Here is a 19,418-nt window from a genome sequence, read left to right on the forward strand (position 1 = left end):
GAAGCGACTCTATGCAGGATCCGGGCACCGGTGTCGAGGGCCACCCGCACCGCCGTCGGTGAGGAACACCGCCGACGCGGCAGCCAGCTCATCGGGAACCCTTCCACCCTGAGATGACGGCTCCCCTCGTGCCAGCATCGCGGGTACCGACTTCGAGCTGACAGGGGCCCCGATGTCCACCCAGGACCGGCCACGGCGGATGTTCAGCCGCTACTACGCCCGGCTCAGCGAGCGCCTCGACGCCGAGGGCCTCGCCGCGCTGCGATCCGAGCTGCTGGCCGGCCTGACCGGGCAGGTCGTCGAGATCGGCTGCGGCAACGGCCGCAACTTCGCCCACTACCCACCGGCGGTGACGGGCGTGGTCGCGATCGAACCCGAGCCGTTCCTGCGCGATCTCGCCACGCGCGCCGCGGCGGGCGCCGCCGTGCCCGTCAGCGTCCGCCCGGGCACCGCGGAACATCTGCCGCTGCCCGACGCCTGCGCCGACGCCGCGGTGCTGTGCCTCGTCATGTGCTCGCTGCCGGCCCGTCGGGAGGCGTTGGCCGAGATCCGGCGCGTGCTGCGCCCCGGCGGCACGCTGCGGTTCCTCGAGCACACCCTCGCCGGCACCCGCGGGCTGCGGATCGTGCAGCGCGTCGCCGACGCCACGCTCTGGCCGCTGCTCACGGGTGGTTGCCACACGGCCACCGAGCCCGTCACCGACATCGAACGGGCCGGGTTCGAGATCACGCGGCTGCGACGGCTGCGCTTCCCCGACATCCGCCTCACCCAGCCCTCGACACCCCACGTCCTGGGCCGGGCCCGCGCACCCCGCACGTGAGGCGGTCGCCGGCTTCGTAGCATCCCGGCCCGTGACCGACACCGCGCACCTGACCGACACCGCGCACCTGGCCGCGACGAGGGCCGGCTACGACGCCATGGCCGAGCAGTACGCCGAGGTGTTCGGCGCCGCGCTGGACGAAGCCCCGCTCGACCGGGGGTTGCTGGGCGGCTTCGCCGAGCTGGTCCGGCGCGACCACCCCGACCCGCAGCTGCTCGAGGTCGGTTGCGGGCCGGGCACCGTCGCGGGCCACCTCCACCAGCTCGGGATGCCCGTACGCGGGATCGACCTGTCGCCCGCCATGGTCGGGCTCGCGCGCCGTGCCCACCCGGACATCAGCTTCGAGGTGGGCGAGATGGGCGCACTCGACGCCGCGGACGCGAGCGTGGCCGGTCTGATCGCCTGGTACTGCGTCATCCACGTCCCGGCCGCCCAGCGTCCGGGGGTGATCGGCGAGTTCCACCGGGTGCTCCGGCCCGGCGGGTACGCGCTGCTGGCCTTCCAGGTGGGCGACGACACCCTGCGCCTCGACGAGGCCTTCGGCCACGAGGTCTCGCTGGATTTCCACCGCCTGCAACCCGACGCGGTCATCTCCCTGCTCGAGGACGCGGGCTTCGCGCTCACCGCCTGCCTCGTCCGGGCGCCCGACTCGGCCACCCCGGCCGCGAAGGTCCCGCAGGGCTTCGTCATCGCCAGGAAGCCCTGAGCGGGCGACCTCGACCACGACGAACGCCGGGTCTCCCTGGTCGGGAGGCCCGGCGTTGCGCCAGCTCAGGCTTGGCGGTAGCGGTGGGATTTGAACCCACGGACGCTTGCACGTCACGCGCTTTCGAGGCGCGCTCCTTCGGCCGCTCGGACACGCTACCGCCGACGAGCTTACAAGGTCCGTCCCGCCCGGCCCGCCGGTGGGGGCAGCGCCTCGTCGACCGCGCTGGTTGCCGCCCCGGCGAGGCGGTCCGGCAGAATCCACCGGTGATCTCCTCGTCCGCAGGCCGGCGCGTGCTCGCGACCGCCGTCCTCGTCCTCTCCGTGGCCGCGTGCGCGCCGGAGCCGGCTGCTCCCCCCGCGGCGGGCGGGTCCTGCGAGCCGGGGGCCCTGCCCACCCTCGCCGCCGGCACGCTCACGGTCGGCACCGACCAGCCCGTCTACCCGCCCTGGTACCGCGATGACGACCCGAGCTCGGGCCGGGGCTTCGAGAGCGCCGTGGCGTACGCGATCGCCGACGAGCTCGGCTACCCGCGGGAACAGGTGACCTGGGCCCGCGTGCCGTTCAACGCGGCCGTCCAGCCGGGCCCGAAGACCTACGACCTGAACCTCACCGAGTTCTCGATCACGCCGGAGCGGGCGCAGGCCGTCGACTTCTCCGCGCCCTACTACGACGTGAAGCAGGCGGTGGTCGCCCTGTCGTCGAGCCCGCTCGCCGGCGCCACCTCGCTCGCCGAGCTGAAGGACGTGCGGCTGGGCGCGCAGGTCGGCACCACCAGCTACGACGCGATCATCGACCAGATCGCGCCGTCGGCGCAGCCCGCGGTGTTCAACACCAACGACGACGCGAAGCTGGCGCTGACCAACGGCCAGGTGGACGCGATCGTGGTCGACCTGCCCACGGCCTTCTACATCACCTCCGCGGAGCTGGAGGGCTCCACGATCGTCGGCCAGCTGCCGCTCGGTGAGGGCACGCCCGAGCAGTTCGGCGCCGTGCTGGACAAGGACAGCGCCCTGACCACCTGCGTCACCCAGGCAGTGGAGCGGCTGCGCGAGGACGGCACGCTCGCCGCGCTCGAGGACGAGTGGCTGGACTCGGCGGGATCGGCACCGGAGCTGCGGTGACGACGACAGCCGGGACGACGACGGCCGGGCTCAGCCCGCTCGCGCAGGAACGCCACGCGTACCGGCGGTCCCGGGCCCGCCGCTCCACGCTGGTGGCGCTCGTCTCCACGCTGGTGTTCGCCGCGGCCGTCGTCCTCGGCGTCACGAGCTCGCCGGGCTGGCCGCGCGTGCAGGACACGTTCCTCGACCTGGAGGTCGGCTGGTCGGCGCTGCCCGACGTGCTGGCCGGGCTGTGGCTCAACGTCCGCGTGCTCGTGGTCGCCGAGCTCGGCATCCTCGTGCTGGGCCTGGTGATCGCGGTGCTCCGGACGCTGCGCGGACCCGTGTTCTTCCCGCTGCGCGCGCTGGCCACCGGCTACGTCGACCTGTTCCGCGGGGTGCCGCTGCTCATCGCGCTGTACCTGATCGGATTCGGGTTGCCCGCGCTGCGCCTGCAGGGGGTGCCCACCGACGTGGCCGTGCTCGGCACGATCACGCTGATCCTCGTGTACTCCGCCTACGTCGCCGAGGTGTTCCGGGCGGGTATCGAGTCCGTGCACCCCTCCCAGCGGGCCGCGGCGCGCTCGCTCGGCCTCACCCACCGGCAGTCGATGCGACTGGTGATCCTCCCGCAGGCGGTGCGGCGGGTGCTGCCGCCGCTGCTCAACGACTTCGTCGCGCTGCAGAAGGACGTCGGGCTGATCTCCGTGCTCGGGGCCGTCGACGCCATCCGCGCGGCGCAGATCGCCTCCGCGCGCACCTTCGACTTCACGCCGTACGTGCTGGCGGCCCTGCTGTTCGTGCTGCTCGCGATCCCGACCGGTCGGATCGCCGACGCCGTGGCCGCCCGCGCGGCCCGCCGGGAGGGACTGCGATGACCACGCCCGTGCTCGAGGTGCGCGACCTCGTCAAGCGCTACGGACCGACCACCGTGCTCGACGGGGTCGGCCTGTCCGTCGCCGAGCACCAGGTCGTCACGTTGATCGGCGCCTCCGGTTCGGGGAAGTCGACGCTGCTGCGCTGCGTGGACCTGCTCGAGGAGATCGACGACGGGCAGTTGCTGCTCGATGGGGTGGACATCTCCGACCCCCGGGAGGACGCCGCTGCCGCGCAGCGCCGGATGGCGATCGTCTTCCAGGCGTTCAACCTGTTCCCGCACATGACGGCGGCGCAGAACATCGCGCTCGCGCCGCGCGTGGTGCACGGGCTGTCCGCCCGCGAGGCCGAGGAGCGGGCGCGCGAGCTCCTGACCCGGGTCGGGCTCGCCGATCTCGCCGGTGCCCACCCGGACCGTCTCTCCGGCGGGCAGCAGCAGCGGGTGGCGATCGCCCGCGCGCTCGCCGTGCGTCCGCGGTTGCTGCTGCTCGACGAGATCACCTCCGCGCTCGACCCCGAGCTGGTGGGCGAGGTGCTCTCGATCGTCCGCGAGCTCGCCGTCGGCGGCGTCACGATCCTCATGGCGACGCACGAGATGGGCTTCGCCCGGCAGGTGTCCGACCAGGTCTGCTTCCTCGACGGCGGGCGGGTGCTCGAGTCCGGACCGCCGGACCAGGTGCTGGGCGAGCCCGAGCACGAACGGACCCGGCAGTTCCTCACCCGGGTGATCGCGGCGGGCCGGCTCGGCTGACGGGGGCACCGGCCCCGACGTTGGCCATCGGCGGATCTCCGCCCTCGGTCACCGCTCGGTCTCGCGGTGGCCACTGCGGCCCTCCGGCGCTCTACGGTGATCGTCATGCGCCGGTTGCTCGCCGCTCTGCCCGTCCTGCTCCTGCTGCTCGCGGGCTGCGCCTCGACGCCGCCTCCCCCACCGCCACCGCCTCCGGCTCCTCCGGCCCCGACCACGCCGCCCGCGCCGGTGACCCCGACCGTCGAGACCACCGCGGGCGAGTGGGCCGGCCGGATCGGTGTTCCGGGGTCCCCGTTGGACGTCGGCATCCGGTTCTCCGTCGAGGGCGGCGGGCTGCGCGGGGAGATGAACATCCCCGCCCAGGAGATCGAGGCGATGCCGCTCGCCGAGGTGGTGCTCGAAGGGCGGGACCTGAGCTTCCGGCTCCCCGAGGTGGCGGGCGACGCGCGGTTCCGCGGCACCTTCGAGGCCGACGGCAAGAGCGTCCCCGGTGCGTTCACGCAGTTCGACCGCCCGTTCCCCCTCATCCTGCGCCCCGGCCCCGCCTCGGGTCGGCCGCAGGAGCCACGGCCCCCGTTCCCCTACCGCGCTGAGGACGTCACCTACGCCGGCCAGGGCGTCGACGTCGCGGGCACCCTCACCGTTCCCGAGGGCCCGGGCCCGCACGCCGCGGTCCTGCTCGTCACCGGCAGCGGCGCGCAGGACCGCAACGAGCAGCTGTACGGGCACAAGCCGTTCATGCTGCTCGCGGACACGCTGACGCGGGCCGGCTACGCGGTCCTGCGGGTGGACGACCGCGGGATCGGCGGCACCGGCGGTGAGCTCGCGACGTCCACGTTCGACGAGCTCACCGGGGACGTCGTCGCGGGCGTCGAGTACCTCCGCGGTCGTCCGGAGGTCGACGGCGCGCGCATCGGGCTGCTCGGCCACAGCGAAGGCGGCTACGTCGTGCCGCTCGCCGCGCAGCGCACCGACATCGCGTTCGCCGTGCTGATGGCCGGCCCCGCCGCCCGCGGCGAGGAGGTGCTGGTCGAGCAGAACCGCCGGCTCCTGGAGTCGGCCGGAGCACCCGCGGACGCGGTCGAGCAGCAGGTCGTCTTCGCCCGCGAGCTTGTCCGGCTGCTGCGCGCCGAGGACTACGACGGTGCGCGCAGGCTCATGAGGGCGCAGCTCGAGGCGCAGGCGGCCGGGCTGCCGCCGGAGCAGCAACCGGCACCGGAGCAGATCGAGGCGCAGATCGCGGCCACGGCCTCGCCGTACTACCGGTCGTTCGTGGTGCACGACCCGGCACCGTCGCTGCAGGCGCTGGACGTCCCCGTGCTCGCCTTCTTCGGCAGCAACGACATGCAGGTCCCGGCCACGCAGAACGAACCGGAGATGCGCCGGCTGCTGGCCGGCAAGCCGGACGTGACGGTGCAGACGCTGCACGGTCTCAACCACCTCATGCAGCCCGCGGAGACCGGGGGGATCGAGGAGTACGCCACGATCGGGACGACCCTCGACCCCGCGGTGCTCGACCTCGTGAAGGGCTGGTTCGTCCAGCGGTTCCCGACCTGACCGTGCTCCGCCCGGACGCGGACGCCATGCTGTCCCACGACCACCGGCAGCCTGCCGCAGCCGACGCCGTGGGGCTGCGAACCCTCAGCGTGTGAGCCGGTGGCCGGCGAAGAACTCCTCCATCAGCGCCGCGCACTCGGGCGCGAGCACGCCGGCCACCACCTCGGGCCGGTGGTTGAGCCGCCGGTCGCGCAACACGTCCCACAGCGAGCCGACCGCCCCCGTCTTGGGCTCCCAGGCCCCGAAGACCACGCGCTCCACGCGGGCCAGCCCGATCGCACCGGCGCACATCGTGCAGGGCTCGACCGTGACGGCGAGGGTCACGCCCTCCAGCCGCCACTCCCCCCGCGTCACCGCGGCGGCCCGCAGCGCGAGCAGTTCGGCGTGCGCGGTCGGGTCGCCGAGGGCCTCGCGGGCGTTGCACGCGGCGGCGAGCTCACGACCCGCGGCGTCGACGACGACGGCCCCGATCGGCACGTCACCGGTGCGTGGCGCAGCGGCGGCGACCTCCAGCGCGCGCCGGACCAGCGCCTCGTCCGAGGCGCGGTGGGGTGCGGTCACCGGGCGCCCGCGACCTCGCTGACCCCGCCTGCGACGACCTCGGCGAGCGCGTCGGCGAACCCGCAGCGGCGCCCGATGGCCGCCAGCTGCTCGTCCGGGTAGAGCTCGACCTCCGCGGCGAGCACCTCGAGCTCGTCGGCGGGCAGCCCGAGATCGGCGACGATGGCGAGGTCGCCCTCGGGCCACGGCGGTGCGTCGAGGGCCTCCTCCTCGGCCGGGAGGTCCACGCGCAGCAGGTCGAGCACGTCGGCGGCGACGTCGTAGTCCAGGGCGGCCACCGCGTCGGACAGCATCACCGCGATGCCGCCCGGGGTGGGCCGCAGCAGCACGAAGAACTCGTCGTCGACGTCGAGGAGGCCGATCACCGCCCCCGTGGAGCGCAGTTGGCGCAGCTCGGTGATCGCCGTGTCGAGGTCGACCAGCGACTCGGCGGCCATTCTCCGGCAGCGCCAGGACCCGTCCTCGCGGATCGCCGCGACGGCGAACCCGGGCACGGCCTGCTCCCGCACGCTCGCGGGACGCTCGACGCTCTGCACGGCCATGGCCCTACGGTAAGCCCGGCAGGGACTGTGCTCCAAGCCACAGTGCGAAGTTGGCCCTCCTGTCACCTCCGCGAGGTGCCAGGATCGTGCGCATGTCGCACCCGGCCGCCACGATCGAAGGACTGCACGCCCAGGCCCGCAGCGTTCAACCACGGACGGTAGCGCTGCGCCGCGCGCTGCACCGCCGTCCCGAGCTCGGGCTCGAGCTGCCCATCACGCGTGATGCGGTGGTGGCGGCGCTCACCGACCTACCGGTGCAGGTGCACCTCGGGCGCTCCGTCAGCTCGGTGGTGGCCGTGCTCGAGGGCGATCGGCCCGGCCCGACCATCCTGCTGCGCGGGGACATGGACGCGCTGCCCATGCCGGAGGACACCGGTCTGCCGTTCGCGTCCGAGGTGGCCGGCACCATGCACGCCTGCGGGCACGACACGCACGTGGCGATGCTCGCGTCGGCGGCGCACGTGCTCGCCGCGCGGCGCCACGAGCTCGCCGGCCGCGTCGTGTTCATGTTCCAGCCCGGCGAAGAGGGCTTCCACGGCGCTCGGTACATGATCGAGGAAGGGCTGCTGGACCACGCCGGGCCCGCGGGCCGCCCGGATGCCGCGTACGCCCTGCACATCAGCGCCACGCTGCCCGCCGGTGAGGTGCACGTGCGGCCCGGGCCCCTGATGGCCGCGGCCGACACGATCCGCGTCACGGTGAACGGCCGGGGCGGGCACGCGTCGGCGCCGCACGACGCGCTGGACCCGGTGCCCGCCACCGCCGCGATGGTCGGCGCGCTCCAGACCGCCGTCACCCGGCGCATCGACACCCACCAGCCCGTCGTGCTGACGATCGCCCACATCACCGCAGGCACCACCGTCAACGTCATCCCGGAGACCGCGCAGCTGGAGGGAACGCTGCGCAGCCTGTCGGAGACGACGCGCGCGGCGATGCACGAGGAGATCCGCCGGGTCTGCCGGCACACCGCGATGGCCCACGGGTGCACGGCCGAGGTCGAGATCGAGCGGGGCTACCCGGTCACCGTCAACGACCCGGATGCCGCGAGCCGCGTCGACGCGCTCGCCGGCACCGTCCTGGGCCGCAAGCGGGTGGCGACGATGCCCACGCCGATCATGGGCGCCGAGGACTTCTCCTACGTGCTCGCCGAGGTGCCGGGCGCGCTCGCGTTCCTCGGTGGTTGCCCGCGCGGCGTCGACCCCTCGGCCGCGGCGCCCAACCACTCCAACCGCGTCGTCTTCGACGAGGAGGCGATGGCCGCGGGCGTCGCCGTCTACGCGGGGCTGGCCCTGGCCGGGCTGTGACCCCCGCGGCGACCCCGCGGCAGGATGGCGATGTGCTGCCTCCCCTCCGCGAGCTCGGGATGGCCCTGCGATCCCGCGGGCTCTCCGCCACCGACCACGTCCGCGACGTCCTGGACCGGCTCGGCGCCGACACCACCAACAGCGTCGTCACCCTCGACGCCGAACGCGCGCTCGCCGCGGCCGCCGCGCTCGACGACGAGCTCGCGCGCGGGTCGTGGCGCGGCCCGCTGCACGGCGTCGCGGTCGGGGTGAAGGACCTCATCGACGTGGCCGGGCTGCCCACCCGTGCCGGGTCGCACGTGCTCGCCGACGCCCCGCCCGCCGAGGCGGACGCCCCCGTGGTGGCGCGGTTGCGCGAAGCGGGCGCGGTCGTCGTCGCGAAGCTGCACACGCACGAGTTCGCCTACGGGCCCACCGGCGACGTCGCGGCCACGGGGCCCGCCCGCAACCCCCACGACCCCACGCGCATCACCGGCGGCTCGTCGTCGGGCTCCGCGGCCGCGGTCGCCTCCGGGCACGTCCCGCTGGCGCTGGGCACCGACACCGGCGCGAGCGTGCGCACCCCGGCGGCGCTGTGCGGCGTGGTCGGGCTGAAGCCGGCGTACGGCGCGCTGTCGGCGCAGGGCTGCTTCCCGCTCTCGGAGACCCTCGACCACGTCGGCGTCCTCGCCCCCGACGTGCACGCGGCGTCCGTCGCGTGGGACGTGCTGAGCCGCCCGGACGGCACCGGGGGCGGCATCCAGGCGCCCGGCGTCGACGGCGTGCGCGTCGGCGTGCTCGTCGACGAGTACTGGCGCGCGCTCGACCCGGCGCTCACGGCGGCCGTCGACGCGGCCGCGGCGCGGCTGGAGAAGGGCGGGGCGCAGGTGCAGGACGTGCGCACCCCCATGATCGACGAGCTCGCCGCGACCTACCCGGTGATCGTGGGCGCCGAGGCGTACGCCACGCACGCGCGCTGGCTGCAGGAACGGCCGCAGGACTACCAGGAGATCACCCGCGAGCGGCTGCTGCCCTTCGCCGACCTGCGGGCACGCGCCTACGTCGATGCGCTGCGCACCCGCAAGCGGCTCACCGCGGCCCTGCGCGCCGCCGTGGACGCCGTCGACGTCCTGCTGCTGCCGACCACCCGCCTGCGCGCCACCCCGATCGACGCGGAGGAGGTCGAGGTCGCGGGCTTCCCCGTCCCCGTGCGTCCGCAGCTGCTGGCGCTCACCCTGCCGTTCAACCTGACGGGCTGGCCCGCGGTCTCGGTACCCGGCGAGGTCACCGACGGCGGGCTGCCCGCGGGCGTCCAGGTGGTCGGTGTGCGGCTGGAGGAGCGCGGGATCCTGCGGGTGGCCGCGGCCCTCGAGCAGGCCTGATCCTTCCGAGGCGCACACCACGGCCCCGGTGCCGGAGCCACCGCCCGGGGGCGAGCCCACCCGTTGATCGTTCCGACCCGCGCTCCAAGGCGGTCTTCGCCTCCCCTGCGCGCGGCTCGGACGATCAGGGTGGCGTGATCACTCCGAGCCGCACACCACCGCTGCCCGACCACCGCAGAGGGCGACTCGCAACGATCAACGGTGATCGTTGTGAGCCGTGCGCGACGGCTGCCGCCGCGACGATGTGGTGCGGCTCGGATCGATCTGGCGTGGTGATCGCTGCGAGGAGTACAGCAGCGCTGCGACGACCACCCTGGTGTGCGGCTGGGAACGATCTGCCTGGCCCCGCGATCGATCCGGGACGCACGGCAGGGCGGTGGCGGCCGCGGTGGTGTGCGGGTCGTGACGATCAGCCTGTCCGGAGGGTGCCGCAGCCGGAGCGGACCGGGCGCGTAGCGTCTCGCAGCGTGACGGAGCGGGCGGTGTGTGTGATCGGCGCCGGGCTCATCGGGGGATCGCTGATGCGCGCCGCCGGGAAGGCCGGGCGGGCGGTGTGGGGAACGAGCGCGTCCGACGAGACCGCCGCGCAGGCCCGCACCGACGGGTTCGACGTGGGCACCGACACCGATGCCGCGCTGCGCCGCGCCGCCGAGGCCGACGCGCTCGTCGTGCTCGCGGTGCCGCTGCCGGCGCTGCCGCCCGTGCTGCGCCGGGTGGACGCCGTGGCCCCGACCTGCCGGCTGACCGACGCCGTGAGCGTCAAGGTCGCCGTGGCCGATGCCGTCGCGCGCCTGGCCCCGCGCGCCCGCTACGTGGGCGGGCACCCGATGGCCGGCACCACCGAGTCGGGCTGGTCCGCGGGCAACGCCGACCTGTTCACCGACGCCGCGTGGGTGGTGGCCGCCGACGACGGCGCCGAGCCCGCCGTGTGGGCCGACGTCGCCGAGCTGGCCTGGGCGTGCGGGTCGCGGGTGGTGCCGGCCGCGACCGACGAGCACGACCTCGCCGTGGCGCGCGTGTCGCACCTGCCCCACCTGCTCGCCGCGGTGCTCGCGTCCGTCGGCGCCGCGGGCGACGACGACCTGCCGCTCGCGCTGGCCGCCTCCTCCTTCGCCGACGGCACGCGCGTGGCCGGCACCCGCCCCGAGCTCGTGCTCGCGATGTGCGAGGGCAACCGGGACGCGCTGCTCGCCGCCGTGGACGACGCGCTGGGCCGACTCGGGGCGATGCGGGGCGCGCTCGCCTCCACCGGCGGCCTCGCGGCCACCGTTCGGGCAGGGCACGAGGGGCGCCTGCGCTGGGCGGCGGCCCGTGACCCGCAGCTGTTGCGGGTCCGCCGCGGCACGGCGCCGGACGAGCTGCGCGCGATCGGCCGCCGTGGCGACGCCGTCGTCGGCTGGGCGGGATGAGCGGAAGCACCAGGGGCGAAATCACCGGCGGCGTCGCCGGCGCCTCTGCTAGCGTCGGCGACGTGCGGCACCACTACTTCCTCTGAGAGGCCGAACGCGGCGGCCCCGGCACCCGATCACGGGTTGCGGGCCGCTGTTGCGTGTTCGGCCCTGATCGCATATCTCACGGGTCCGCCCCGGCCGTCGTGCTCGCGGGTGCGGTCCGCTCTCGGAGGAACCGTGTCCACCGTCATCCATCTACCCGCGCGCGCCCGCTCCCACCTGCGCGCCACCGACCTGCACGTCGTCCGCGGCGGTCGCCCCGTGCTCACCGGGGTCGACCTCAGCGTGTCGGCGGGCGAGCGGCTCGGCGTCGTCGGCGAGAACGGCCGCGGCAAGACCACCCTGCTGCAGGCGCTCGCCGGCACCCTCGCCGCCGATTCCGGCTCCGTGCACCGCGTCGGCACGGTGGGCGTCGCCGACCAGGAGATCGCGGTCGGGGCGGACCGCTCCGCACCGGTGCTCGGGTCCGCGAGCGACCCTTCGGTCGGCGACCTCATCGACGTCGAGCTCGCCGGCGTGCGCGCCGTTCTGCAGCGGTTCGACGCCGCCGTCGCGGCGCTGAGCGAGGAGCGGCCGGGCGCCGAGCAGGAGTACACCGACGCGCTCACGGCCGCCGAGGCGATCGACGCCTGGGACGCCGACCGGCGCGTGGACCTCTCGCTCGCGGCGCTCGGCGCGGTCCACTACCGCGCACGACCGCTCCACACCCTGTCGATGGGTCAGCGCTACCGGATCCGGCTGGCCTGCCTGCTGGGTGCCCGCCACGACCTGCTGCTGCTCGACGAGCCGACCAACCACCTCGACGCGGGCGGCCTCGCCCACCTCACGGCGCGACTGCGCGAGCACCCGGGCGGGGTCGTCCTGGTGAGCCACGACCGGGCCCTGCTCGCCGAAGTCGCCACCGCGGTGCTCGACCTCGACCCGACCCACGACGGCCGCCCGCGCACCTACGCGGGCGGCTACGCCGGCTACCGGGAGGGGCACGCCGCCGAGCGGGAGCGCTGGGCGGCCGAGCACCGGGAGCAGCTGCGCGAGCGGCAACGCCTCTCCGACGACCTGTCGACGGCGCAGAACCGGCTCTCCACCGGGTGGCGCCCGGACAAGGGCACCGGCAAGCACACGCGCGCGACCCGGGCCCCCGGGCTGGTGCGGGCCGTGCACCGGCGGCGCGCCGACCTCGAGGCGCACGCCGTCTCGGCCCCGGAGCCCCCGCAGCGGTTCGCCGCGCCACCGCTGCCCGCGCTCCCGGGCGCGACCCTGCTGGACGCGGCCGACGTGACGGTCGCGGGGCGGCTGGACGTCCCGCAGTCGCTGTCGGTGCGGTCGGGCGACCGGCTCGTGGTGACCGGCCCGAACGGGTCCGGGAAGTCGAGCCTGCTCGCCGCGCTGGCCGGGAGGCTCGAGCCGAGCACCGGGTGGGTGCACCGGTCGCGGTCGGCCCGCACCGGGCTGCTCGCGCAGGAGTCACCGTCACCGGCGCGGCGGCGGGCGATCGACGTGTACGACGCGGCGATCGGGCGGCTCGTCAGCGCGGGCCGGGTCGCCGAGGACGACGTGGTCGGGCTGGGCGCGCTCGGCCTGCTCCCGTCCCGGGACGCGCGCCGGCCGGTCGCCGAGCTGTCGGTGGGCCAGCAGCGCCGCCTCGACCTCGCCGTGCTGCTGGCCGCCCGGCCACACGTCGTGCTGCTCGACGAGCCGACCAACCACCTCTCGATCGCCCTGGTGGACGAGCTCACCGAGGCGATGGCCGCCACCGCCGCGGCCGTCGTGATCGCCACCCACGACCGGCAGCTGCTCCGCGACACCGCCGGCTGGCCCCACCGGTCCCTGTGAGGACCGGGGGCGGCCGATCAGCCGCGGGTGGAACTCAACCGACGGCGGGTTCGAGGCGGCGGGCCAGGCCCGGGTAGCTCTCGACGACACCGTCGCCGTCCACCACGAGGTCGGCGGCGAAATCGCCCCAGCGGAAGCCGACCTCGGCGCGACCGGTGCCCTCGTCCAGCACGGACAGGGTGCGGTAGGTCTGCTCGACCACCCGGACCTCCAGCTCCGGCAGCGACACGAAGACCACCGGCAGCGTCTGCTCGCCCGCCTCCCGGTGCAGGCCGAGCCTGCGGATGGGCAGCGTGTTGAACATCGGACTGAAGGCGAGGTCGACGTCGGCGGCGCCCGCGCAGTCGTCGCGGGTGCCACCGGTGCCGGTGCCGGTGTCGAGCAGCCACACCCCGTCGTCGGTGCGGTTGATCGTCAGGTGCCGCTCGCGCTCGGCCGTGGCGCTGGTGACCGAGAGCCGCTCGAGCGTGCCGTCCTCACCGACCACCAGGCGGTAGGACGCGGTGAAGCCGCCGCTCGGCTCGACGCGGACCAGCCGCCCGAGTGCCCGGAACCCGCCGGTGCCCGGCAACATCCGCGTGCCCTCGAGCCCGTGGCCGTCCTCGGCCTGCCACGTCAGCATCGTCGTCACCGGGACCACCGTAGACGAGCCCGGCGCCGATGGTGACCCTGAGTCATGCGCACTGGCCGCAAGCCTGCCTCCCCCTCGCCGGACGTGTCCCGATCGTGATCCACACCATCGTGCACCCGGACCGGTGGAGGGCACTAGTGCTCGGGGTGCACGTGTTCGGGGTCCAGGTCGTCGCGCACGCCGCGGAACACGGGCTGGCGCAGCCGCCCGCCGTCGGTCCATCCGGAGTGGCCGACCTCGACGACCATGACCGGCTCGCACCAGCGGGCCCCGGCCGTCTCGGCCCGGGGCAACGGTCCGGCGAACGGCGGCCCGGCCGTCTCCACCAACCGTTCCCGCAGGACGCGCTGCACGAGCTCGCCGGCCAGGCCGGAGCCGACGCGGCCCGTGTAGCGCAGACCGCCGCCGTCCGGCACGCCCAGCAGCAGGGCACCGATGCGCCCCGCGCTGCTGCGTTCCGGGCGCCAGCCGCCCACGACGCACGTCTGGGTCTGCCGGTGCGTCACCTTCGTCCAGCTCGGGCTCCGCTGACCGGGCCGGTAGACGCCGTCGCGGCGCTTGGCGACGATCCCCTCCATCCCGCGCTCGCGCGTTGCCTCGAACAGGGCCCCACCGTCGGTATAGGTCGGGGACAGCGAGAGCACGGGTACGGCGGCGAGATCGAGCCGTTCCAGCGTGCCGCGCCGCTCGACGAGGGAGCGGCCCAGCAGCGGCACGCCGTAGAGGCGGAGCACGTCGAAGACCATGAACGTGACGGGCCGGGCCTGGGCGACGCGCGGCGCGACGGGCCCGTGCATCCGGTCGGCCAGCGCGGCGAAGCTCGGCACGCCGTTCTCGAGCAGCACCACCTCGCCGTCGAGCAGCACGTCGGGAGCGATGCGCGTCAGGTCCGCGAGCTCCGGGAAGTTCGCGGTGACGTCGCGCTCGCTGCGGCTGGACAGCCGCACCTGCCCGTCGGCGACGTCGGCGAGCAGCCGCATGCCGTCCCACTTCACCTCGAACAGCCATTCCGGACCGTCCGGAAGGGCTCCAGGGGTGGCGAGCATGGGCTGCACGCAGCCATGCTGACACCTGGGAGTCGCGATTCGCGGAAGGAACGGGGGCTCGCATGCGCGCGATGTGGAGCGGCGCGGTGTCGTTCGGACTGGTCAGCGTGCCGGTGAAGGCGTATTCGGCCACGACCAACCACGACATCCGCTTCCACCAGGTGCACGCGGCCGACGGTGGGCGGATCAAGTACAAGCGCACCTGCTCGATCGACGGCGAGGAGGTCCAGTACGCCGACATCGTCAAGGGCTACGAGACCGAGGACGGCGAGCTGATCACCCTCGACGAGGACGACCTCGACTCGCTGCCCACGAAGTCGGGGCACGAGATCGACGTCGTCGAGTTCGTGCCCGCGGACCAGATCGACCCGCTCCTGTTCGACAAGAGCTACTACCTCGAACCGGACGCCAAGGCCGCCAAGCCGTACGCGCTGCTGCGCGAGGCGCTCGTGCAGACCGACCGGATGGCGGTCGTCAAGGTCGCGTTGCGCCAGCGGGAGAGCATCGCGCTGCTGCGCGTGCGGGACAAGGCGATCGTGCTGCAGACGATGCTGTGGCCCGACGAGGTGCGTGAGCCCGAGTTCGACGTCCTCGACGCCGAGGTCGAGCTGCGGCCGCAGGAGCTGACGATGGCCGCGTCGCTCGTCGAGAGCCTGGGGGCCGAGTTCGACCCGTCGCAGTTCCACGACGAGTACCGCGACGCGGTCGTCGACCTCATCGAGCGCAAGCGCACCACCGGCGACACCCGGCCCGCCCCGGCCGCGGAGAAGCGCGACGAGGGCCCGGACAGCATGACCGACCTGCTCAGCGCCCTGCAGGCCAGCGTGGAGGCCGCGAGGGCGGGCGCCAAGCAGGAGGAACCGGCTCCGAAGAAGGCGCCGGCGCGCAAACAGGCGACGAAGAAGAAGGACGAGGCGGAGGAGCCCGCCCCCCGCAAGAGGACCCGCAAGCCCGCCTGAACCGCGGATCCGCAGAACCAACGGCACTTTCGTCGCTACCTGGCCGACGAAAGTGCCGTTCGTTGGGGGAATCAGGGGCCCAGCGCGTTCTCCGGTGGCTGCTCGTCCGCACCCAGGGCGTCGAACAGGGCGCTCGCGCGCTTCTTGTCCCAGTTCACCACGCCGTCGCGGACGGGGACCGTGGTCGAGATCCCGTCGGACAGGCCCCGCATCGCCAGGCCGAGCTGGGCGAGGTGCCAGACGTGGGTGCCCTCGTCCACCGCCACCGAGTTGGAGAGGCCGCTCGCGAGCGGCACGATCCGGAACGGGTTCAGCAGCGTGCCGGGGCTGGTGGCCTTGTCCAGCAACGCGGAGATGAAGGCGCGCTGGCGTTCCACGCGGCCGAAGTCGGAGCTGGCGGTGGCGCGGGTGCGCACGTAGCCCAGGGCGGTGGCCTCGTCCAGGGTCTGGCAGCCCTCCTCGATGTCCAGCGCCGCCTTGGGGTCCTCGATGGCCTCGGGGACGCACATCTCGACACCACCGACCGCGTCGACCACGGAGACGATGCCGAGGAAGCCGATCTCGATGTAGTGGTCGACGTGCAGGCCCGTGGCGCCCTCCACGGTGCTCACGAGCAGCTCGGGCCCGCCGCCGTCGGCGCCACCGCCCCGCCCGTAGGCTGAGTTGATCTTGTGGCGGCCGTGGCCGGGGATGTCGACCATCGAGTCGCGCGGGAGGCTCACCAGGGTGGTGGGCCCGCTGCCGGTGTGCAGCAGCATGATCGTGTCGGTGAGCTCGGACTCCGGTGCACCGGTGGCGTACTCGTCGCGCTGCTCCGGGGTGAGGTTGGCGCGGCTGTCCGACCCGACGATCAGCCAGTTCGTGCCCTCCGAGGACGTAGCGCTGTCAGAAGGCAGCGCGGCCACGCGCGCGAGCGTGGTGTCGACGTAGACCGCGAAGCCGAGCGCCAGCACCACCAGCAGCACCAGCACGTTGCGGATCCGGCGCCCCCAGCGCGGGCGGGGCCGGACCGGGCGCGGTCGGGGTGGCCGTCGCGTCGGCGGCGCGCCCGCCCCACCCTTCGGCCCCCGCTGCGCCGGCAACATCCGCGTGCGCTGCAGCGGACGCGGTCGGCGCGGGGGCACCTGCTGCGGAGGCGGGTACGGCGGCCGCTGTTGCGGCGGCGGGTAGGGCGGGGGCTGCGCGCCGGAACCGGGCGGGCGGGGGCGCTGCGGCTGCCCCCACCCGGGACCACCACCGCGACGCGGAGGCGGCCCGGGCGGCCGACCCGGCGGCGGTACGCCGCGGCCTCGGTACTCGTCCATGCTCACCACCATCCCCGTTGCCCCGGGCCGCCGTCACGACGTACCGGTCCTGCACCCAATAAGGACGCACGACCGGGTGGTCCGGTTCCACGGGTGCCCCGACCCGGCGCCTGGCGGGCGTCACGAGGAGAGCAGCGGCTCCCCCTCGAAGACCCCGAGCTCCTCGCAGTAGAACTCGATGCCGACGCCGTTGGGGTCGCGGATGTACAGGCTGTTCTCGATGCCGCGGTCCGGGCCGAGATAGGAGATGCCCGCGCCGTCCAGCCGCTTCCGCGCGGCGGCGAACTCCTCAGGAGACGTGGACAACGCCAGGTGCTGCACGGCGCCGATCGTCTCGCTGAAATCGGGGTGCTCGTGGCCCGGGAAGTCGAAGAACCCGAGCAGGTTGCGGTTGCCGATGTCGAAGAAGAAGTGGCTCGAGCCGGCGTAGTCGCGGTTCTCCACCAGCTCGACCAGCGGGAACCCGAGAAGCTCCTGGTAGAACCGGATCGTCTCCTCGACGTCACGGCAGATCAGCGCGAGGTGGTGGACCCCGCGCACCGTCGAACCCGGGCGGGCCGTGGCCTCGGCCAGGTAGCGCTGCTTGAGCTCGGCCCGGCGGGCCCGGACCGCCTCCAGCTCGGGTCCCTGCGGTTGCGGCATCGGATCGTCCTCTCGTCGTCGGTCCTGCCGGACCGGAGTACCACCGGCAACGGTAGTTGCACCTACAACATTCCGGGTCGCGACGGGTGCGGCCGCACCCCGGCGGGTATCCGGGCGCGTGATCGACCGCTTCGACGGCTGGATCGCCGGCCTCGGCACGGCGTCGGGGCTGCGCGCCGTCGTCGGGCACTGGCCACGCTCGCCGATCGGCGCCTTCACCGACGTGATGGTGGAGCGCGCGGACGGGCACCGGGTGCTGCTCGCCCCGTCCGCCGAGGTGGCGGAGTTCGTCAACGGCACGTACGCCTTCGACGAGGTGCGCGTCGGGCCGGTGCGTGCCCGCGTCGACGGCGACCGGTGGCAGGTCGACTCGGGTCCGCTCGTGCTCGCCTTCACGGTCGGACGGCGGACTCCCCTCGGGCGGCTGCTGCACGCCGTCCCGCGGCGGCTCGCGACCCATCCCCGGTGGATCGCCGCCATCGACGTGGCGGCCCGCGCCGTGCTGCCCGGCGTGCGCACCCGGGGCAGCGCCGGCGCCGGGCGCCAGGAGTTCTACGGCGCCCTCGACCTGCACGCCGTGTCCGCCGCGACCGTCGGCTGGGAGGGTGCCGACCAGGGCGACCTCGCCCCGGTGGCGCCGCCGGTCCGCTTCGGCTTCGGCTCGACCCCGCGCCGCCCGTCGCTCACCCGGATCGTGACGCTCGTGCGGGAGGTCTAGCCGGTGCAGACCTTCCTCCCCTACCCCGACTTCGCCGCCAGCGCCGCGGTGCTCGACGACCGCAGGCTCGGCAAGCAGCGCGTGGAGGCCCTGCAGGTGCTGCGGGCGCTGACCCGACCGACCTACGGCTGGAAGCACCACCCGGCCGTCCGGATGTGGGCGGGCTTCCCCGACGGCGTCGCCGCGTACGGCCTCGCCGTATGCGCGGAATGGACGGGTCGCGGCCGCGCCGACACCTGCGCGGCGACGATCGGCGCCGACCTCGCCGTCGCCGGGCGGCCGGCGCCGCGGACGCAGGTCGAGCTCGCGCGGGTCTGCGGTCTGCCGGACTGGCTCGGCGACGATCGCGTGCACCGCAGCCACCGCAGTGCCCTCGTGCGCAAGGACCCCGAGTTCTACGGCCCGCTGTTCCCCGACGCGGACCCCGAGCAGGACTACGTGTGGCCGGTCTGACCCGAGCCCGGCACGGCTGGGACGATCCGGCCGGGAGGTCCGACGCGCGCGCACCGCGTCGTCGACGAACATCGTCTGCTGCAGGGGGAACGGGTTTCCGAGCGCATGAGCAAGCCACGGTTGTTCGCCCTCGTCGGCGCGGTCTTCGGTCTCGTCGGGGTCGCATCCCTCATCGCCGGGCTCGTGCTCACCGCGTCCGCGGCGAGCTTCCTGGCGTCCGCCGAACGGACCAGGGGAACCGTCGTCGAGCTGAGCGGCGGGTCCGACCGCGACCACGTCCGGTACCCGAGGATCGAGTACACGGTCAGGGGGAAGCAGTACTCGATGACGAGCTCGACGGGCACCGCTCCACCGGCCTACCGGCGAGGCGAGACCGTACCGATCGCCGTCGACCCGGACGACCCCCACGACGCGCGGATCGCGGACTTCCTCTCGTCGTTCCTCCCGGCGACGATCCTCGGCGGGACGGGAATCCTCCTCAGCCCGATCGGCGCGGTACTGCTGCTCAAGGCGCGCAAGACGGCGCGGCAACGCGCGTGGCTCGAGCGGGAGGGCCGGGCGGAGTGGGCGCAGATCTCGGAGGTGGACCGCGACCACACGGTCAGGCTGCGCGGCCGGCACCCCTACGTCGTGCGCGCCACCTGGTACGACGCCCGCACCGGCCGGACCCACACGGCCACGAGCGACTACTTCCGCCACGACCCCGGCCCGAGCCTGCGGGGCCGGACCCACGTCCGCGTGCTCTACGACCCGAACGACCCGGACCGCAACCTGCTCGACCTGAACCCGGCGCGCTGAGA

Annotated in this window: 20 protein-coding genes and 1 tRNA gene; 14 read left to right on the forward strand and 7 right to left on the reverse strand. The window is 74.4% G+C overall.

Translation table 11 applies throughout. The annotated features are described in order from the left end of the window. Nucleotides 1-172: 172 nt before the first annotated feature. Nucleotides 173-820, forward strand: a complete 648-nt coding sequence (locus CFP66_RS10260; RefSeq protein WP_094922561.1) for a class I SAM-dependent methyltransferase — start codon at nucleotides 173-175, stop codon at nucleotides 818-820. Nucleotides 821-851: 31 nt separating this feature from the next. Beyond that, nucleotides 852-1,526, forward strand: a complete 675-nt coding sequence (locus CFP66_RS10265) for a class I SAM-dependent methyltransferase (RefSeq protein WP_233159299.1) — start codon at nucleotides 852-854, stop codon at nucleotides 1,524-1,526. A gap of 72 nt (nucleotides 1,527-1,598) precedes the next feature. On the opposite strand, the gene CFP66_RS10270 is transcribed toward CFP66_RS10265, so the two are convergent. Then, nucleotides 1,599-1,686: transfer RNA gene (locus CFP66_RS10270), tRNA-Ser, on the reverse strand. A gap of 106 nt (nucleotides 1,687-1,792) precedes the next feature. Here CFP66_RS10270 and CFP66_RS10275 point away from each other — a divergent pair. The 4 genes from CFP66_RS10275 (at nucleotide 1,793) to CFP66_RS10290 (ending at nucleotide 5,813) form a co-directional block, all read left to right on the forward strand. After that, nucleotides 1,793-2,650, forward strand: coding sequence for an ABC transporter substrate-binding protein (locus tag CFP66_RS10275; protein ID WP_094922563.1), 858 nt, complete (start codon nucleotides 1,793-1,795; stop codon nucleotides 2,648-2,650). Then, complete coding sequence (locus tag CFP66_RS10280) at nucleotides 2,647-3,507, forward strand: amino acid ABC transporter permease (protein ID WP_198961361.1); 861 nt, start codon at nucleotides 2,647-2,649, stop codon at nucleotides 3,505-3,507. The genes CFP66_RS10275 and CFP66_RS10280 overlap by 4 nt, the downstream gene beginning before the upstream one ends. Next, on the forward strand, nucleotides 3,504-4,256 hold the full coding sequence (locus CFP66_RS10285; RefSeq protein ID WP_094922565.1) for an amino acid ABC transporter ATP-binding protein: 753 nt from the start codon (nucleotides 3,504-3,506) through the stop codon (nucleotides 4,254-4,256). The genes CFP66_RS10280 and CFP66_RS10285 overlap by 4 nt, the downstream gene beginning before the upstream one ends. A 105-nt stretch (nucleotides 4,257-4,361) precedes the next feature. Beyond that, nucleotides 4,362-5,813, forward strand: coding sequence for a S9 family peptidase (locus CFP66_RS10290; protein WP_094923067.1), 1,452 nt, complete (start codon nucleotides 4,362-4,364; stop codon nucleotides 5,811-5,813). Nucleotides 5,814-5,897: 84 nt separating this feature from the next. On the opposite strand, the gene CFP66_RS10295 is transcribed toward CFP66_RS10290, so the two are convergent. Both CFP66_RS10295 and CFP66_RS10300 read right to left on the reverse strand, forming a co-directional pair. After that, on the reverse strand, nucleotides 5,898-6,374 hold the full coding sequence (locus tag CFP66_RS10295; protein ID WP_094922566.1) for a nucleoside deaminase: 477 nt from the start codon (nucleotides 6,372-6,374) through the stop codon (nucleotides 5,898-5,900). Next, nucleotides 6,371-6,916, reverse strand: coding sequence for a tRNA adenosine deaminase-associated protein (locus CFP66_RS10300; protein ID WP_094922568.1), 546 nt, complete (start codon nucleotides 6,914-6,916; stop codon nucleotides 6,371-6,373). The genes CFP66_RS10295 and CFP66_RS10300 overlap by 4 nt, the downstream gene beginning before the upstream one ends. A 92-nt stretch (nucleotides 6,917-7,008) precedes the next feature. Here CFP66_RS10300 and CFP66_RS10305 point away from each other — a divergent pair, with 92 nt between their 5' ends. The 4 genes from CFP66_RS10305 to CFP66_RS10320 all read left to right on the forward strand — a co-directional run bounded on the left by CFP66_RS10305 (nucleotide 7,009) and on the right by CFP66_RS10320 (nucleotide 12,865). Then, on the forward strand, nucleotides 7,009-8,220 hold the full coding sequence (locus tag CFP66_RS10305; RefSeq protein ID WP_094922569.1) for a M20 family metallopeptidase: 1,212 nt from the start codon (nucleotides 7,009-7,011) through the stop codon (nucleotides 8,218-8,220). A gap of 32 nt (nucleotides 8,221-8,252) precedes the next feature. Continuing rightward, nucleotides 8,253-9,581 carry an amidase gene (locus tag CFP66_RS10310; RefSeq protein WP_094922571.1) on the forward strand — a complete coding sequence of 443 codons (1,329 nt, stop codon included), beginning with the start codon at nucleotides 8,253-8,255 and terminating at the stop codon, nucleotides 9,579-9,581. A 467-nt stretch (nucleotides 9,582-10,048) separates the two neighbouring features. Next, complete coding sequence (locus tag CFP66_RS10315) at nucleotides 10,049-10,990, forward strand: prephenate dehydrogenase (protein ID WP_094922573.1); 942 nt, start codon at nucleotides 10,049-10,051, stop codon at nucleotides 10,988-10,990. 219 nt (nucleotides 10,991-11,209) lie between these two features. After that, a complete protein-coding gene (locus CFP66_RS10320; protein ID WP_094922574.1) occupies nucleotides 11,210-12,865 on the forward strand; it encodes an ABC-F family ATP-binding cassette domain-containing protein in 1,656 nt (551 codons plus the stop codon). Between the two features lie 34 nt (nucleotides 12,866-12,899). Here CFP66_RS10320 and CFP66_RS10325 read toward each other — a convergent pair whose 3' ends face one another. Together CFP66_RS10325 and ligD are read right to left on the reverse strand one after the other, a co-directional pair. Then, nucleotides 12,900-13,487 carry a putative glycolipid-binding domain-containing protein gene (locus CFP66_RS10325; protein WP_233159353.1) on the reverse strand — a complete coding sequence of 196 codons (588 nt, stop codon included), beginning with the start codon at nucleotides 13,485-13,487 and terminating at the stop codon, nucleotides 12,900-12,902. Nucleotides 13,488-13,630: 143 nt separating this feature from the next. Beyond that, entirely contained in the window at nucleotides 13,631-14,542 is a 912-nt protein-coding gene (gene ligD / locus CFP66_RS10330) for a non-homologous end-joining DNA ligase (protein ID WP_094922576.1), read from the reverse strand. Nucleotides 14,543-14,604: 62 nt separating this feature from the next. On the opposite strand from ligD, the gene CFP66_RS10335 reads away from it, so the two are divergent. Beyond that, entirely contained in the window at nucleotides 14,605-15,501 is an 897-nt protein-coding gene (locus CFP66_RS10335; RefSeq protein ID WP_094922578.1) for a Ku protein, read from the forward strand. A 71-nt stretch (nucleotides 15,502-15,572) separates the two neighbouring features. On the opposite strand, the gene CFP66_RS10340 is transcribed toward CFP66_RS10335, so the two are convergent. Together CFP66_RS10340 and CFP66_RS10345 are read right to left on the reverse strand one after the other, a co-directional pair. Continuing rightward, the gene (locus tag CFP66_RS10340) at nucleotides 15,573-16,472 is read right to left on the reverse strand and encodes an LCP family protein (protein ID WP_369805005.1); all 900 of its coding nucleotides are present in this window, start codon (nucleotides 16,470-16,472) and stop codon (nucleotides 15,573-15,575) included. A gap of 453 nt (nucleotides 16,473-16,925) precedes the next feature. Continuing rightward, nucleotides 16,926-17,447, reverse strand: a complete 522-nt coding sequence (locus tag CFP66_RS10345) for a VOC family protein (protein WP_094922581.1) — start codon at nucleotides 17,445-17,447, stop codon at nucleotides 16,926-16,928. 118 nt (nucleotides 17,448-17,565) lie between these two features. On the opposite strand from CFP66_RS10345, the gene CFP66_RS10350 reads away from it, so the two are divergent. The 3 genes from CFP66_RS10350 (at nucleotide 17,566) to CFP66_RS10360 (ending at nucleotide 19,416) form a co-directional block, all read left to right on the forward strand. Next, entirely contained in the window at nucleotides 17,566-18,165 is a 600-nt protein-coding gene (locus tag CFP66_RS10350) for a hypothetical protein (protein ID WP_094922582.1), read from the forward strand. A 3-nt stretch (nucleotides 18,166-18,168) separates the two neighbouring features. After that, nucleotides 18,169-18,618, forward strand: coding sequence for an MSMEG_6728 family protein (locus CFP66_RS10355; RefSeq protein ID WP_094922584.1), 450 nt, complete (start codon nucleotides 18,169-18,171; stop codon nucleotides 18,616-18,618). Between the two features lie 105 nt (nucleotides 18,619-18,723). After that, nucleotides 18,724-19,416, forward strand: a complete 693-nt coding sequence (locus CFP66_RS10360; protein WP_094922585.1) for a DUF3592 domain-containing protein — start codon at nucleotides 18,724-18,726, stop codon at nucleotides 19,414-19,416. Nucleotides 19,417-19,418 lie beyond the last annotated feature (2 nt).

This window comes from Pseudonocardia sp. MH-G8, from assembly GCF_002262885.1.
In the GTDB taxonomy this organism is placed as follows: Bacteria; Actinomycetota; Actinomycetes; order Mycobacteriales; family Pseudonocardiaceae; genus Pseudonocardia.

What these genes read in the sequence shown, in the direction of transcription:
- CFP66_RS10260 (WP_094922561.1), top strand. Translation starts at nt 173, where the DNA reads ATGTCCACCCAGGACCGGCCACGGCGGATGTTCAGCCGCTACTACGCC.
- CFP66_RS10285 (WP_094922565.1), top strand. Translation starts at nt 3,504, where the DNA reads ATGACCACGCCCGTGCTCGAGGTGCGCGACCTCGTCAAGCGCTACGGA.
- CFP66_RS10290 (WP_094923067.1), top strand. Translation starts at nt 4,362, where the DNA reads ATGCGCCGGTTGCTCGCCGCTCTGCCCGTCCTGCTCCTGCTGCTCGCG.
- CFP66_RS10300 (WP_094922568.1), bottom strand. Translation starts at nt 6,916, where the DNA reads ATGGCCGTGCAGAGCGTCGAGCGTCCCGCGAGCGTGCGGGAGCAGGCC.
- CFP66_RS10305 (WP_094922569.1), top strand. Translation starts at nt 7,009, where the DNA reads ATGTCGCACCCGGCCGCCACGATCGAAGGACTGCACGCCCAGGCCCGC.
- CFP66_RS10325 (WP_233159353.1), bottom strand. Translation starts at nt 13,487, where the DNA reads ATGCTGACGTGGCAGGCCGAGGACGGCCACGGGCTCGAGGGCACGCGG.
- ligD (WP_094922576.1), bottom strand. Translation starts at nt 14,542, where the DNA reads ATGCTCGCCACCCCTGGAGCCCTTCCGGACGGTCCGGAATGGCTGTTC.
- CFP66_RS10335 (WP_094922578.1), top strand. Translation starts at nt 14,605, where the DNA reads ATGCGCGCGATGTGGAGCGGCGCGGTGTCGTTCGGACTGGTCAGCGTG.
- CFP66_RS10345 (WP_094922581.1), bottom strand. Translation starts at nt 17,447, where the DNA reads ATGCCGCAACCGCAGGGACCCGAGCTGGAGGCGGTCCGGGCCCGCCGG.
- CFP66_RS10360 (WP_094922585.1), top strand. Translation starts at nt 18,724, where the DNA reads ATGAGCAAGCCACGGTTGTTCGCCCTCGTCGGCGCGGTCTTCGGTCTC.